The organism is Sphingomonas bacterium (assembly GCF_903644135.1).
Classification (GTDB): Bacteria; Pseudomonadota; Alphaproteobacteria; order Sphingomonadales; family Sphingomonadaceae; genus Sphingomonas.
Genome location: NZ_CAHJXA010000045.1, coordinates 1 through 12,196 on the forward strand (window position 1 = coordinate 1; position 12,196 = coordinate 12,196).

The 12,196-nt window shown below is 68.8% G+C and carries 11 protein-coding genes; 6 read left to right on the forward strand and 5 right to left on the reverse strand.

Translation table 11 applies throughout. From position 1 onward, the window contains the following. Together HUU96_RS04150 and HUU96_RS04155 are read left to right on the forward strand one after the other, a co-directional pair. The coding region (locus HUU96_RS04150) for an AAA family ATPase (RefSeq protein ID WP_174291594.1) at positions 1-898 on the forward strand (898 nt) is incomplete at its 5' end. A gap of 44 nt (positions 899-942) precedes the next feature. Then, on the forward strand, positions 943-3,468 hold the full coding sequence (locus tag HUU96_RS04155) for a S8 family peptidase (RefSeq protein ID WP_174291595.1): 2,526 nt from the start codon (positions 943-945) through the stop codon (positions 3,466-3,468). On the opposite strand, the gene HUU96_RS04160 is transcribed toward HUU96_RS04155, so the two are convergent. Genes HUU96_RS04160 through HUU96_RS04180 form a run of 5 tightly spaced genes read right to left on the reverse strand, consistent with a single transcriptional unit; the run spans position 3,458 to position 8,282 of the window. Further along, a complete protein-coding gene (locus tag HUU96_RS04160) occupies positions 3,458-5,458 on the reverse strand; it encodes a BON domain-containing protein (RefSeq protein WP_174291596.1) in 2,001 nt (666 codons plus the stop codon). The two genes, HUU96_RS04155 and HUU96_RS04160, sit on opposite strands and share 11 nt — an antisense overlap. A 49-nt stretch (positions 5,459-5,507) precedes the next feature. After that, positions 5,508-6,590, reverse strand: coding sequence for a ComEC/Rec2 family competence protein (locus HUU96_RS04165; protein WP_174291597.1), 1,083 nt, complete (start codon positions 6,588-6,590; stop codon positions 5,508-5,510). Then, complete coding sequence (locus HUU96_RS04170) at positions 6,587-6,904, reverse strand: hypothetical protein (protein WP_174291598.1); 318 nt, start codon at positions 6,902-6,904, stop codon at positions 6,587-6,589. Before HUU96_RS04170 ends, HUU96_RS04165 begins: the two co-directional genes overlap by 4 nt. A 7-nt stretch (positions 6,905-6,911) precedes the next feature. Further along, on the reverse strand, positions 6,912-7,901 hold the full coding sequence (locus HUU96_RS04175) for a caspase family protein (RefSeq protein ID WP_174291599.1): 990 nt from the start codon (positions 7,899-7,901) through the stop codon (positions 6,912-6,914). Positions 7,902-7,910: 9 nt separating this feature from the next. Continuing rightward, positions 7,911-8,282 (reverse strand): TIR domain-containing protein, encoded by a 372-nt coding sequence (locus HUU96_RS04180; RefSeq protein ID WP_174291600.1) that lies wholly within the window; start codon positions 8,280-8,282, stop codon positions 7,911-7,913. A 348-nt stretch (positions 8,283-8,630) separates the two neighbouring features. Between HUU96_RS04180 and HUU96_RS04185 the strand changes: the two genes are divergently transcribed. The 4 genes from HUU96_RS04185 to tnpC all read left to right on the forward strand — a co-directional run bounded on the left by HUU96_RS04185 (position 8,631) and on the right by tnpC (position 11,937). Continuing rightward, positions 8,631-9,215, forward strand: coding sequence for a poly-gamma-glutamate hydrolase family protein (locus HUU96_RS04185; protein ID WP_174291601.1), 585 nt, complete (start codon positions 8,631-8,633; stop codon positions 9,213-9,215). Between the two features lie 356 nt (positions 9,216-9,571). Next, on the forward strand, positions 9,572-9,907 hold the full coding sequence (tnpA, locus tag HUU96_RS04190) for an IS66-like element accessory protein TnpA (protein ID WP_174291602.1): 336 nt from the start codon (positions 9,572-9,574) through the stop codon (positions 9,905-9,907). Next, positions 9,904-10,251 (forward strand): IS66 family insertion sequence element accessory protein TnpB, encoded by a 348-nt coding sequence (tnpB, locus tag HUU96_RS04195; RefSeq protein ID WP_174291603.1) that lies wholly within the window; start codon positions 9,904-9,906, stop codon positions 10,249-10,251. The genes tnpA and tnpB overlap by 4 nt, the downstream gene beginning before the upstream one ends. A gap of 57 nt (positions 10,252-10,308) precedes the next feature. After that, positions 10,309-11,937 (forward strand): IS66 family transposase, encoded by a 1,629-nt coding sequence (gene tnpC, locus HUU96_RS04200; protein ID WP_174291604.1) that lies wholly within the window; start codon positions 10,309-10,311, stop codon positions 11,935-11,937. Positions 11,938-12,196: the final 259 nt, after the last annotated feature.

The window sequence follows — 12,196 nt, forward strand, 5'->3', positions numbered from 1 at the left end:
CGCCAGCGGGGTGGCCACATTGAAGTGGTCGCAGCTGGGTTTCGGCCGTACGTCGACGACGTCGCGTTCCCAGTCCGGCGCCGCGGCTCGGTCGTTGAGGTCGATCACTCGATCACCCATCGCCGCGCCGCGCGGCGAATTGGCGTCGCTGGTTAGGGCGTCCTATCCGGCCACGCGGCTCTCGGACGTCGTACTGGCCGACGACGTTGAGGTGCGTCTCCGCAGGATCGTACGCGAGCATCGGGAGCGTGGGCTGCTGGCGGCAAGCGGTCTCGCGCCCCGCAGAAAGATCCTGCTTTCCGGCCCGCCCGGCACGGGCAAGAGCCTGACGGCCGCGGCCATCGCGGGCGAGCTCGGGCTGCCGCTGCTGACGGTGCAGCTCGACGGCGTGATCACCAAGTTCATGGGGGAGACCGCGGCCAAGCTGCGCATCGTCTTCGACGCGATGCGGGGCGCGCGGGGGGTCTACTTCTTCGACGAGGTCGACGCCCTCGCGACCCGTCGTGGCGCGGAGAACGACGTCGGCGAGGCTCGGCGCATGCTGAACTCGTTCCTCCAGTTCCTGGACGAGGATTCGTCCGGCAGTCTCATACTGGCGGCCACGAACCATCAGGAGTTGCTGGACCGGGCCATCTTCCGCCGCTTCGAGGCGACGGTCGCGTACCATCTTCCGCCCCCGGACCACGTCCGCCGCATTCTCACCCAGCGGCTGCCGCAGTTCCCGCTCGCCGGCGTCTCTTGGCCGGAGGTGGCCGCGGCCGCTGACGGACTGAGCCAGGCCGAGATCGTCGCGGCCGCCGACGACGCGGCCCGCGACGCGGTGCTGGAGGGCGGCGGCAGCCTGACCGGCTCCACGCTGCTGCGCGCGATCGCGGAGCGCGGACACCCGAAGCGGTAGTTACTCGGTTGGCGGGTAGGCCGACTGGATGCTAGCCTGCGGCCATGCCGCGACACAGACACATTCTACTCCGCAACCTCGGACAGGCCTCCGGGGACTTCGAGCCCTACGGCGGCGGCAGCACGGTCCGGCCGCGTCCCGTCGATGGCCGCGCTGCCCATGCGGGCCGCCTGCGCGGCGACCTGGCCCGGCTCGCCGACGACATCCGCGAGGTGGCGGCAGACCAGCGCGAGGTTGGGGTCGCCACGAACGCCCGCGGCGTGACGGTCGCGGTCAAGTCCCGCGAGGGCGAGGAGCTGGTGGTCGGCGCCTCGCTGCGCGCCAACAGCCGGGGTATGCAGATGTTGAGCGTCCGTCGCGGCGCGGACGTCCGGGCCCGGCGCGGGCACGATCAGGCCGTGTACTTCCTGACCGAGAAGGCGATCGGCACGCTCCAGCGGAACCTGGATTCCTACGAGGAGTGGGTAGAGACCCCGGTCCGCGCCGGCTACGGCGCGATCCGGGCGAATGAGCCCGACGAGCAGGAGGGCAACCGGCCCCGCAACTTCTGGCTCTTCGAGAGCGTCGGCTCGTTCAGCCTTGCCAAGATAGAGAACCTCTGGACCGACCCGTTCGAGAACTTCCCGCGCGACCGGGGCGAGGTCGAGTGGGAGATCTGGGTGCGCAGCTCGATGAGGCTGCCGTTCGAGGCCGCGGTGGCGCAGCTCGGGATAGTGCTTACGGGCCGGCCGACCACCTTCGTCGACATCCTCGTCTACAGCGGCGTGGCTACCAAGGCCGCGCTCTCCCGGCTGATCGCCAGGAGCGCGGCTGTGGTCGAGCTTCGCGGTGCGTCCAGCTTCATCGCCGACCACGCCGACCTACCCCCGCAGCAGCGGACCGCCCAGGCGCGCTCGATCGCGGGACGCGTCGTCCCCGCCCCGCCGCAGGCGCCGTGGATCACGCTGCTGGACACCGGCGTGAACCGGTCCAACCCGCTGATCGCGCCGGCACTTCCAGCCGACCGCTGCCGCGCGGTCGCGCCCGCGTGGGATCCGTTCGACCCGGACGGCCACGGCTCGAAGATGGCGGGCGTCGCCCTATACGGCGATCTGGACGTGGCCGCGCCGGGCGCCGCGGGCATCGCGCTCGAGACCGGCCTGGAGTCGGTGGTCGTTTTCAGCCCGGGCAGCCCGGTGCGGATACCAGGCCGCGACGCGATCCGGCGGGGCGTCCTGCTCGCCGAAGAGGTCGCCGCGCACGCCCGGGTCTACTGCCTAGCCGCCACTGCGATCGGCGAGCCCGAGGACGGCCGTCCCACGTCCACGTCCGGCACGCTGGATGACCTCGCGTTCAACGACAGCGTCAACACGCGGCTGTTCTGCGTGGCGGTCGGCAACGTTCACTCGACGCCCACCGAACCGTACCAGGTGTCGTCCTACCACGCGTTCAACGAGGAGCACGGCATCCAGTCGCCCGCGCAGGCGCTCAACGTCCTGTCGGTCGGCGCGCTGACCAGCAAGTGCACCGGGCCTTCACCTCTCGCCGCCATTGGCGGCCTCTCGCCCCGCTCTCGGACGGCGACCGCCTGGGACGTGCGCGCCCACAAGCCGGATATTGTAATGGAGGGCGGCAACCACGGGATCGATCCGGGCGGCGCAACGTCGCGGCCGCACGGACCCGACATGGTCGCCACGACCTCGAACGATCCAGTGCGCATGCCGATCACGCTGACCGGCGACACCAGCGCCGCTTGCGCCGCGGCGGCCAGGCTCGCCGGCAGGCTGATGGCGCGGTATCCCGCGATGCGTCCCGAGACCGTGCGCGGTCTGCTCGTGCACGGTGCCGAGTGGACGCCGGCCATGCGGTCGCGGCACCGGTCGCTGGTCACCGAGGGGCGTACGGAGGAGGCCGCGACGCTCGCGACCCTGGACTGCTTCGGCTGGGGCGTGCCGGACGAGGAACGGATCTTCTGGAGCGCGGGCAACGCGCTCACGCTGATCGCCGAGGACGAGCTCCGGCCCTACAAGCGCGACGAGGGCAAGGCCGTCACCCTGAAGGAGATGAAGTCGTTCCGCCTGCCGTGGCCCGACGTGGCGCTGCGCGCGCTGGGATCGACCGAGGTGGAGCTCCGCTGCACTCTGTCGTTCTTCGTCCAGCCGGACCTCCACAGCGCCGGGCTAAACCGGATGCAGCTCTACCCCTCCCACCGCCTCAAGTTCGACTTCCAGCGCTTCGACGAGAGCGAGGCCCGGGCGCTGAGCCGCGTCAACCGCGCGGTTGCCCCCTCCGGTCCCTCGGGCGACGACGCTGGCTGGATGCTCGGCAAGCACCGGGTGCGCGGCACGCTCCACCACGACGTCTGGAAGGGGCCAGCCTACCAGCTCGTCGAGCGGCGCATGGTGAACGTGTCCCCGATCCGCGGCTGGTGGGCGGCCAGTTCGCAGGTGGAACCGGCCGAGGTGCCGGTGCGGTTCAGCCTCATCGTGTCCCTCCGTACGCCCGAGACGACCAACGACCTCGTCGCCGAGGTCCGGACCCAGGTTCCGGCTCGGGTCTTAGTGGAGGTGCCGAGCCTGGTCAGAACCTGACGAAGCGCGCCATCACGTCGCCGTGGGCAAGATAGGCCAGCGACGCCACCCAGGAATTCGCGTTCTTCGAGCGCGCCTGCCTGAGAGCCGAGCCGAGCGTCTCGCTGCCGTCGATGAGCTGCGGCAGCATGTCCTTGGCCATCGCGAACGCGTTCGCGTCCTGCACCGCCCATAGCGGCGCCACGAGCCCGCCGAACTCGCGCGCCGCGATGATCGCGCCCCATCCTGCGCTCATGCCGAGCAGGTCCGCGCCTGCGGCGGCCTCGCACGCGTTCAGCATCAACAGCGTCCCGTCGGTTCTGCCGACCGTGACCTTGGCCTGTCGCACGTCGGTCATGCTGACGACCCCGTCTTGGAGTACGATACCCCCATCGAGCTCGCCGGTGTCGGCGTGGCCGTGGCCGGCGAAGTGGATGAGCCGGACCGGGCTGCCGTGCTTGCCGTCCAGCACGTCGAGCAACGCCTGCTTCGTCGGCGCCATGCGCCTGGCGCCCAGTGAGGCTTCGATCCACGCCCCTTCCAGAGCTGTGGCCGGGAGACCTCCCGAGGCGTAGGCCGGCACGAAGGACAGGATGGTGCCGGTCAGGAACTCCGAACGCATTGCGCCAGCGCGGGACAGTGGCCAGCGCGCGACCGGATGGTCGATGTAAAGGTGGTCCGCGGCCACGGAGGACAGGACCGGAGTCATCATCTCCCACGGCACGTGTGGGTCGTCGCTGATGAATTGGATCGGGAATCCGGAGCCGAACCGCTGGATGCAGTCGGCGTAAGCCTGCTTGAACTCGGCTGGGGACCGATCCCAGATGCCCTCGCCGACGCCGCCCATGCGGCGACGGAACTCTGCCGGGCTGAGCTGCGGGCAGGCGGTCAGCAGCGCGTCGGCGAAGGCCTTCGGGCTCTCGTCGAAGCGGACCCGCCCCGTCCCACTGGACGTCCGGCCCGGACCCAGCGCGGTCCAAGTCCACAGCTGATCGTCCACTCCGACCTGGGCGATCGTGACGTTAAGCGTGGGCCCCGCCGCGCCCGGGACCACCTTCACGGGCGGAGCGGCGGCTTGCGGCGGTGGCGCTACGTCGATCGCGGCCTTGTCCAGCTGCCCTTCCGCGGATGGATTGGCGACCCGTCCCTTCTCCGTCAGATCCGTCAACACGTGACCGCAGACCCGCACCCCGTGGAAGAAGTAGGCGTTCACCACGGCGGGGGCGCCGGCGACGTACTCGTCCGACACCCGGCACGTGAACCGCGCCGCCGTCGATAGTCCGGCTGACGTGATGTTAACGGTGGCCGAGGCGGGATCCATTGTCTCGATCCAAGTCGCCGCTATCTGGACGGACACGTCGATCGAGGTCCAGTCGCCCGCGAACGCTCCCAGCCACACCGGCTCCTGCCCGGGCTGCGGCTCCATCACCAGATCGACGATGATCTCGATCGTGGCGCCGGGCTGCGGGGGACCGTCGCTGTCGATCGCGGGGTGCCTCGTGACCTCGACCGGACCGGCGTCGCCTTCTGGCTGGACCGAGGCGTATTCTACACCGGCCCCTTCCCGCCGCACCCAGGCTGGCGGTTTCAGCGAGCGGGGCGCCCGTGCGCTCCCACCATCGCGGCCGCGCCGGTCACCGCCGCCGCTTGATCCCACGCTCTGCTCGGCTTTGCCGAACCCAAAGAAGGAGTCCTCGTCGGCGGAACCGCTAGCGCCCTCCAGGAAGCCGGCGACGACCAGGTCGTTGCGGACCTTGAAGATGCCATCGAACGAGAGTGCCAACCGCTTCGCGTCGCCCTTGCAGTCCTCGCTCGAGACCTCGCCCGACAGCACCAGCGTGTCGCCCTCGAACGAGCCGCGCAGGTCCGTCACGTCGAGCGGGTGACGCTCGCACAGCCGCCTCCGCAGGTCGATCATCAGGTCCGCGAGTCCCGACCAGTCGTAGCCCGCGGTCTCCTCGGCCGCGCCGCCGCCGTCCTGCATCATATCTGCCCCCAGCTCAGTTCCCATGCGCCCGCCGCCTTCGCCTGGTCGGCCGCCGCCTCGTTGCGGACGCCCGTCATGGCGCGGATGGGTCGGACATCAGGTCGATCTCCAGCGCGCCCGGCTCGTCTTCCGGCATCCGCGCGATGAAGCCGTGGGCCTTCCCTAGTGCCGGATCCGCCCATGGGATGGTGTAGTCGGTCGCGTAGTTGAAGTGCAGCGTCTTCGGCCCGTCGGGTCCGAAGTGCAGGAAGCGCGCGATCGACTCCGGGTCGGGATGCCCGTGGTGGGTTCCGTTCGTCGACACCGCCAGCTGACAGCATTCGAGCAGCTCGATCAGCTCCTTTGTGGTGTTCTTCCGGCTGCCGTGGTGGGAGGCCTTATAGACGTGGACGGTAGGTCGTCCTCCATCCTCGGCGGCCAGTCGCGCCACCGAGGCCGCCAGCACGTCCGGGTGGGCGTCGCCGCCGAGCAGGACGCGCCGCCCTTGCCATTCGGCGAGGAAAGCGATGCTCGAGCCGTTCGGCTTCTCGGGATCGATCGGACCGTCGGCCACGAGGTCCTCGACGATGATCGGCTGCTTTGGAGGCGGTCGGTCGTCCCTGGATCCGCGCATTCCCTCCACGGAAGGGCGCTTGGGCTCACGCTCTCGCCTCCACAGGTCGCCCATCCGAGCGAGATGCGCGACGTCAGGCGACAGCATTGTGACTTTGAGCCCCGCGATGTCGATCTCCGCCGGCGCGTGATCGATCGAGGCGACGCCATTCCCGAAGTGCCGGTTCAGCGGCAGCTGGAGCCTCGCGACCGCCTTGGACCACTCGTCTCCTTGGCGCGTGCTGCGCACGCCGGCCTCGACCATCTGCGCATAGCCGTTGAACCAAACGTCCTTCGGGAGCAGCGGTCGGTTGACATCGTCGAGGTAGGCGAGCGACCCCTCGATGTGGTCGGCGTCGACGTGCGTCAGCACGTAAAGCACCAATTCCTCGCCGGCGTCGGCGATGCATCGCAGCTCGTCGGACAGCCTCGCGTATGCGCCCCTGCGGCCGCCGTCGATGACCATGTGGTGCAGCAGGCCGCCGTCGCCCCAGGACAGCACGAGGCAGTCGCCGTCGCCGGCCGGGAGCATCCTTAGCCGGAACACCGGGTCCTCGCCGCTCAAGGCTCGCCAACTGGGCTGGAGGCGTCCCGCCGCTTCGCGTCGGCGGCCTTGAGGGCCGCCGCGATGATGGGGAGATATTCCCGCACCTGCTCGCGGTCGCTCTCGCGTTCCGCTTCTTCGAGCGAGTGGTATTCCGTCCGCATCTGTCGCGCCCAGCGTTCCGCCAGGTCGGCCGGAACCACCAGCGACCCGTCCTCGGCCTGCTGCGACTTGCCGTGCATGTACCGCTGCCAGCGCGACCAACGGCCGTGTTCGATGGCCGCCAGCTCCTCGATTAGACCCTCCAGGGCCTCGTTGATCCACGACTCGGCCATCGGGTGGCTATATCAGCCCCTTAGCCACCAGGTCGCGGTAATGCTGGCCGAGCACGGTCAGCTCGCAGCCCCTGCTCTGCATCGCTGCATGCCACATGTGCGGCGCGCCGACGGGTCGGACCAGGTTGACACGAACGTAGCGCTGGAGGACGGCGAACGCGGCGGTCTTCGCCGGATCGGGCGGCGCGATGGCCGGGTCCGCTGCCTGCTCCGGAGACCGCTCGGGTTCGAACGACGGGTCGAGCGGGAGCACGTAGGCGGCGTATGGAAAGTGCGTGGCGAGGGCCCTAAGATTCTCGAGCGCGATCGGCGGGATGGCCTCGCGCAGCGAGACGAAGGATTCCACGTTCGTCTTGAACACCGGCCGCTGGCCGCCCCAGGGACCCAGCGACTGGTCGATGTGCGCGTAAACGCTGCCAGGTGTTATGTGGCCGACGAGGTTGGCGGCGGCGCCACCGAGCGCGTCGACCAGCAGGCGCGTGAACACGCCGCCGCCGTTCTCTTCGAACGCGGCCTGGTCGCCCGTCGACGCCGTCAGGATGGTCATGCCCTCGTGGATCTCGGCGAGCCCCCTCGCACGGGCACGCTCCCCCGCGATGCCGCTGTGGCAACTGTCGAGGATGATAACCTTGTTCTGGGCCCGAGACTGCTCGGCGAACGTCATGATGTCCGTCAGCGGCAGCCCGTCGTCGCCCGTCCGGCAGTCGCCCGCGCAGAGGTATCCGCCGGTGTCCTCCAGATAGCCGTGGCCGCTGAAGTAGAGCAGCGCGATCTCGGCGGCGTCGTCGAACAGCGCCCGCACCGCATCCTTGAGCTCCATCCGCCCGACGACATCGCCCGGACCGGTCCCGAGCAGCAGCTTTGGGGCGGCGAAGTTCGCGCGGCCATCGGCGTGCGTCGCCAGCATGCCACGCATCTCGTGGGCGTCGTTCACGCAGCCGTTGAGCGAGCCTATGTGGTCATAGTGGTCGATGCCGACGATGAGGGCCTTGCGCACGCAGTCTTCCTACAGGGTGTCGATGAAGCCGCTGATGTTGGCGTCGCTCCACGTGTACGTCGCGACGCCGTCCAGTTTCGTCCGATCATCCGAGTAAGCCCAGATCCCGCGGACAGGCTTGCCCTCCTCCTTGGCGCAGGTGGTCTCCCACTTCTGGCCGCTCGAGGTCAGCGAGTTCTTGCTGACCAGCACGATGACGCCGTTCGAACGCTTGATGCGGGTGCGCACGCGGTCCTTCCAGTCTTTGTCGTATGGCTCCTTCACCGACATGTCGATGAACTCGTACGGCGCGCGGGGATGGAGCGACTGGCCCTTGAACAGGTCACGCTGTTTCTCGTCCTCGATCGCGAACGCGATGAACACTGTTTTCTTGTCGGCCATGGGGCTCTCCGGGTGCTGGAAGGGATGACCGTATAGCGCCCGTCGGAGCGCCAAGCCATCGATCACGACCTGATCGGTTGTAGTTGGCGTCCCGAGGCACTGGCGCGGGTTGATTTTTCGGGCTCGCGTGGAACTCTGCTCTATCGCCGCCGGGGCGAGTTCCGCCGGCTCGGGTCGCGCACGGCGCCCCACGCGGTCAGGTGCCTAGCGTTACGCCGGATGCTAGTTGGATCGGGGCAGAACTCGGCCGAGTGAACGAGATGGGGCACATTGCTGCCCGAAGGTTGAATATTGCGGTGTTCATTTGGCAGGTGTTGATGCCGTGACGGGCGTACTGGACAGGACTGAATGGCCGATCGCTACCGAAAATTCGCCGACTTAGCCGCCAATCAGCGCCTCGGTTTCAATTACGGCATTCGCGTCTTAGATCGCGGAACGCGCATCGCAATCCTTGCTCCGCACGGTGGAATGATTGAGCCGCACACCTCAGAGATAGCCGAAGCAATCGCTCAAACCGACTTGTCCTTCTATGCTTTCGAGGCGCTGAAGGATGGGCGTCACGGTGACTTCCACATCACCTCTCATCGATTCGACGAGCCCAGCGCGATCGATCTCCTTAGTAGATCCTGGACCGCCATCGTGATCCACGGCCGACAAATCGACGGGACTGAGACGGTCTGGCTCGGCGGCCGCGCCGTGGCGTTGCGCGACGCGATTGGCGCCTCGCTGTGCGACGCCGGTTTCATGACCGACGTCAACGAGAAGCTTCCCGGCGTCAATCCGGCGAACGTCTGTAATCGAACGCTTTCCGGCGAGGGGGTGCAACTCGAGCTTCCCCGATCGCTTCGCGAGCGGCTAGTTAGGGATGCGAGCTCATTGCTAGCTTTTTGCGAGGCGGTCCGAAACGCGTTCCCGGCTTATCCTGACACCTGATGAACGACCGCTTTTAGGCCCTGCGAGAGCGGCGCGGAACGGCCGATTATAGGGCGCGTTGCTGCCGGGCAGCACCGCCGGGACCAACGACCGCATTCGCCATCTCAGTGCTCGAAGGCGGTCGTGCTGCTCTCCACCAGCGAGCGCGTTCAGCCCCCGGCTCGCACATGAACGAAGGTCCGTTTACGCTAATCGCTGCCCGAAAGCGGTCAGGCCGGCTTCCACCATATATCACCTAAAATGCAGACCTTCCGCTCGTACCCCTCCGGTAGCGACCGCCTTGCCGCGTGATGGTGGCTGGCTGACGTAGCACTGGTGCAAGCGACGGTGTTTGCACCGGTGTTAGCGATGGTGCGATGAGCCAGGTGACGGTGATCTCGGGCGTGGAGCGGCGCCGGTTCTGGTCGGACGATCAGAAGCGGGCGCTGGTGGCGGCGGCGTGCGAGCCGGGGGCGAGCGTGGCGGCGATCGCGCGTCGTGCGGACCTGCGTCCGAGCCAGTTATATCGCTGGCGGCGCGATCTGGCTGCCCCGGCGGTGGCGGCGTTCGCGGCGGTAACCGTAAGCCCGGAGCCGTCGCCCGCGGCCGAGCGGCCGGCGATCGTGGTGGAGCTTGGCGGGGCGGTGCTGCGGATCGCAGGCGACGCGTCGCCCGCGCTGGTGTCGGCGGTGATGCGGTCGCTCAGGCGATGATCCCGGTCCGCAGCGATGTGCGGATCTGGCTGGCGACCGGCTGCACGGACATGCGCCGGGGCATGTTCGGACTGGCGCTGCAGGTGCAGCAGGGGCTCAAGCGCGACCCGCATGCGGGTGATCTGTACATCTTCCGCGGGCGGCGCGGCGATCTGGTGAAGGTGCTGTGGCACGACGGCGTTGGGATGTCGCTCTACGCCAAGCGGCTCGACCGCGGCCGGTTCGTCTGGCCCGCGGCAACGGACGGCGTGGTGGCGATCACGGCATCGCAGATGGCGTGCCTGCTGGAGGCGATCGACTGGCGTAATCCGCGCATGACCTGGCGCCCGCAAGCGGCGGGCTGAGTCATTTGCGCGCCATAGCGGCTCGGGTGCGGAGGTGCTCCGTGCTATGGCTGCGGGGTGACGGACAGGGGTAATCCGGACAGCGTCGAGCGCCTGCAGGAGGCCCTCCTCATCGCGCGCGCGGAAGCGGCCGAAGCCGTCGCCGACGCGGCCCTCGCCAGGGCGACCGCTTCCGATCTGGCAGCGCGCAACGCGCTTCTCGAGCTGCAGAACGCGCAGATGCGGCGCGCACTGTACGGCCAGCGCGCCGAGCGCGGCCGACTGATCGTCGACCAGCTCGAGCTCGACTATGAGGAGCTGGAGGCGAGCGCCAGCGAGGACGAGGCGCTCGGCGCGAGCGTTGCCGTCGGCACCACGGTTGCGGCATTCACGCGGACGCGGCCATCGCGCAAGCCGCTGCCGGCGCACCTGCCGCGCGAGCGGGTCGTGATCGCGGCGGCGGTCAGCTGCCCTTGCTGCGGGTCGGACCGGCTATCCAAGCTGGGCGAGGACGTGACGGAGACGCTGGAGGTGATCCCGCGCCAGTGGAAGGTGATCCAGACGGTGCGCGAGCGGTTCGCCTGCCGGGCGTGCGAGGCGGTGACGCAACCACCGGCACCGTTCCACGCCACCCCGCGCGGCCTGTTCGGGCCGAGCTTCCTCGCCATGATCCTGTTCGAGAAGTTCGGGACGCACCAGCCGCTCAACCGCCAGCGCGATCGCTACGCGCGCGAAGGTGTGGAGCTCAGCTTGTCGACGCTGGCCGACCAGGTCGGCGCCTGCGCCGCGGTGCTTCGCCCGCTGCACCTGCTCATCGAGGCGCACGTGCTCGCCGCCGAGCGCCTCCACGGCGACGACACGACCGTCCCCGTGCTGGCCAGGACCAAGACCGATGTCGGGCGCTTGTGGACCTATGTGCGTGACGACCGGCCGTTCGCAGGGCCAGCACCGCCAGCCGCGCTGTTCCGCTACTCGCGCGACCGGCGCGCCGAGCACCCGGTCGGGCACCTCGCCGGCTATGGCGGCATCCTGCAGGCCGACGCCTATGCCGGCTACAACGCCCTGGTCCGTGCCGACCGGCTGCCGGTGCCGCTCACCCGTGCGCTGTGTTGGGCCCACGCGCGTCGCAAGTTCTTCGAGCTGGCCGATGTTGCCAGCCAGCTGAAGCGCCGCAAGGATGCGCCAGTAATCTCGCCGATCGCGGCCGAGGCGGTCAGGCGCATCGACGCGGTGTTCGACGCCGAGCGCACCGTCACCGGCAGGCCCGGCGCGGAGCGCCTCGCCATGCGCCAGGAGATCGCGGCGCCGCTCGTCGCCGACCTCGAACAGTGGCTGCGCTCCCAACGCGCGGCGCTCGCCCGCCACAACCCGGTCGCGGGCGCGATCGACTACATGCTCAAGGACTGGACCGCATTCACCCGGTTCCTCACCGACGGCCGCATCTGCCTCACCAACAACGCCGCCGAACGCGCCCTGCGCGGCATCGCGCTCGGCAGGAAGGCATGGCTGTTCGCCGGCTCCGACCGCGGCGGCGAGCGCGCCGCGTTCATGTACACGCTGATCGCCACCGCCAAGCTCAACGACATCGACCCGCAGGCCTGGCTTGCTGACGTCCTCGCCCACATCGCCGACACGCGCCAGCACCAGCTGCCTGAGCTGCTGCCGTGGAACTGGCCACAGCCCGTCGCCCTGCTCAACGCTGCGTAGAAACGGCCCTCACCGGAGGCTTACCGTCAACCCACATCGTAGCCATGTTATCGAGCACCTCGAGAAGCTCGAACTGCCTGTGCCTTCCAGCGATGTTGCCTGCGTCGACTGTCCGGCCGGGGTATGGTTTTGGGTCGGGGAAGAGGATCTGACCTGCTTCTGTACGGTGCTTCATCAGAACACTTGGTGGAGAGACAGAACCGATCCCGTCCTCGTGTGCGACGGCAGGGAGGCGGCGATAGCGCGGCTCGTCACCAAC

What these genes read in the sequence shown, in the direction of transcription:
- HUU96_RS04155 (WP_174291595.1), top strand. Translation starts at nt 943, where the DNA reads ATGCCGCGACACAGACACATTCTACTCCGCAACCTCGGACAGGCCTCC.
- HUU96_RS04160 (WP_174291596.1), bottom strand. Translation starts at nt 5,458, where the DNA reads ATGGGAACTGAGCTGGGGGCAGATATGATGCAGGACGGCGGCGGCGCG.
- HUU96_RS04170 (WP_174291598.1), bottom strand. Translation starts at nt 6,904, where the DNA reads ATGGCCGAGTCGTGGATCAACGAGGCCCTGGAGGGTCTAATCGAGGAG.
- HUU96_RS04180 (WP_174291600.1), bottom strand. Translation starts at nt 8,282, where the DNA reads ATGGCCGACAAGAAAACAGTGTTCATCGCGTTCGCGATCGAGGACGAG.
- HUU96_RS04185 (WP_174291601.1), top strand. Translation starts at nt 8,631, where the DNA reads ATGGCCGATCGCTACCGAAAATTCGCCGACTTAGCCGCCAATCAGCGC.
- tnpA (WP_174291602.1), top strand. Translation starts at nt 9,572, where the DNA reads ATGAGCCAGGTGACGGTGATCTCGGGCGTGGAGCGGCGCCGGTTCTGG.
- tnpB (WP_174291603.1), top strand. Translation starts at nt 9,904, where the DNA reads ATGATCCCGGTCCGCAGCGATGTGCGGATCTGGCTGGCGACCGGCTGC.